2 protein-coding genes and 1 pseudogene are annotated in these 2,007 nt (G+C 64.6%); 2 read left to right on the top strand and 1 reads right to left on the bottom strand.

Annotated elements, in window-relative coordinates; translation table 11 throughout:
* Positions 1 to 786: GNAT family N-acetyltransferase (locus ENZ74_RS30465; RefSeq protein WP_127313244.1), on the top strand; the 786-nt coding region annotated here is incomplete at its 5' end.
* Between the two features lie 4 nt (positions 787 to 790).
* Positions 791 to 1,627: a GNAT family N-acetyltransferase gene (locus tag ENZ74_RS30460; RefSeq protein ID WP_063167776.1), complete on the top strand. Its 837-nt coding sequence runs from the start codon at positions 791 to 793 to the stop codon at positions 1,625 to 1,627.
* A gap of 46 nt (positions 1,628 to 1,673) precedes the next feature.
* On the opposite strand, the pseudogene ENZ74_RS30455 reads toward ENZ74_RS30460, so the two are convergent.
* Positions 1,674 to 2,007, bottom strand: a pseudogene (locus ENZ74_RS30455) (tyrosine-protein kinase family protein); the annotation flags it as partial.

Raw genomic sequence — 2,007 nt, 5'->3', positions numbered from 1 at the left:
CTCGAGCGGTTGCTGCCCGATCTCGACGGCGTCGCCAATCCGCTCGCATCGCTTGACCATTTTTCCAGCCCCAATCTGTCGCTGGCCGTCGATCTCGCCGGCGGCTTCGATGCGCTGCTTTCTCGCGCCAGTGGCAAACGCAAACGCAAGAAGCACCGGTCGCAGATCCGGAAATTCGAGACCGTCGGCAGCCACCGGCGCATCGAGGCCCGCACCCCGGACGAGATCGACAGGCTGCTCGACGCCTTCTTCGAGATGAAGGAACTCCGCTTCCGCAAGATGGGCATCGCCAACGTCTTCGGCGACGCGCAGGTGCGCGGCTTCTTCCGCGCGCTGTTTTCGCAAGCACTTAGCGAGGACAAGCCTTCCTTCGTGCTGCACGGGCTCGAGGTTGCCGGCAAGCTGCGCGCCATTACCGGTTCAAGCCGCTCGGGCAAACGCCTGATCTGCGAATTCGGAGCGATCGCCGAGGACGATCTCGGGCACGCCAGCCCCGGCGACTTCCTGTTCTTCGACAACATCCAGGAAGCCTGCGAGACCGGTTTCGAGGTGTATGACTTTTCGGTAGGAGATGAGCCTTACAAGCGGCTGTGGTGCGATATCGAAACGCGGCATTTCGAAGTGCTGGTCCCCTTGACCGTGAAGGGCCGCATGCTGGCGCTGACGCTTCGGCAAGGCGCGCGGCTGAAAGCCTTCGTCAAGAACAGCCCGACGATCTGGAAGCTGACCAAGGTGCTGCGCCGCAAAGCCGCCGGCCAGGCGGCGCCCTCGGAAGAAGATAGCTAACGCAATGACGCCGATCATCCGCACACTGTCCCTGCAGGAACTGGCGCTTCTCGTCGACTGGGCAGCTGCGGAAGGCTGGAACCCAGGTCTTGAAGACCCGGCGATGCTCCAGGCGGCGGACCCCGAAGGCTTCATCGGCGCCTTTGTCGGCGACGACATGGTCGCGGCAATTTCGGCCGTGGCCTATGGCAGCGAATTCGGCTTCATCGGCCTCTACATCTCCCGGCCTGACATGCGCGGCATGGGCTACGGCAAGACGGTGTGGGACGCCGGCATGAAAAGGCTTGCAGGCCGGACCGTCGGCCTTGACGGCGTCGCCGAGCAGCAGGCCAATTACCGGCGCAAGGGCTTCGCGCCGGCCTACGAGACCATCCGCTTCACCGGGCGCAAGGCAGGCCCGACGGCCAGGGCCGATGGGTTGCGGATGATTACAACGCAACTCCTGTCCGATGTCGTCGCCTATGACGCCCATTGCTTTCCGGCGCCCCGAGACGCCTTTCTGAAGCGATGGCTGCAAGAACCGCATCATGGGTTGGCGGCAATCGGTTCGCGCGGCGTCACCGGCTTTGGCGTGGTGCGCCGGTGCCGATCCGGCTTCAAGATCGGCCCGCTGTTTGCCGACGACATGGAAATCGCTTCGCAACTCCTGGAGGGACTGGCCGGTGCCTGTGAGGGCGGCGAGCTGCATATCGACGTCCCCGCCGATAACACCGGTTTCATAACTGCGCTCGATGCGGCCGGCTTTGCGCCGACCTTCACCACCACGCGCATGTACAAGGGGCCTGCCCCGGAACTGGACCTGCAAAGGGTGTTCGGCGTAACGACCCTGGAACTGGGCTAGATCGGGCGAACCGCTGAACGGCTCCGCCAGGCGATCCGCAGCTCTCTCAGGCGGCGGCAGTGCGCCGTCCCGGCACCGGATTGCCGGGCGGTTCGTGGCCGAGCGGCGTCACCAGCGTCAGGTCGGGATAGCCGTTCTCGATCAGCTTGACGGCAGCCTGCGTCACCTCGTCGTCGGCCTCCAGCATGGAGAGAAAGACCTCGGTGGCGTCGCCGGTCAGACGGCCGATGCCCTGCGCGTCGGCTGGTCCGCATTCGACCACGACCAGATCATAAGCCGTTGTCAGCGACTGCATAATGATCGGCAGCCGGTCGGCAGCGCGCATGGCGCGGACCGGATCGGCGGTTCCGACCGGAATGACGTGACAGTCCGAGTAGAGA

Origin of the sequence: Mesorhizobium sp. M7A.F.Ca.CA.002.15.2.1, assembly GCF_003998715.1 — a bacterium.
Classification (GTDB): Bacteria; Pseudomonadota; Alphaproteobacteria; order Rhizobiales; family Rhizobiaceae; genus Mesorhizobium; species Mesorhizobium ciceri.
This window is presented reverse-complemented; position numbering and strand designations above follow the sequence as displayed.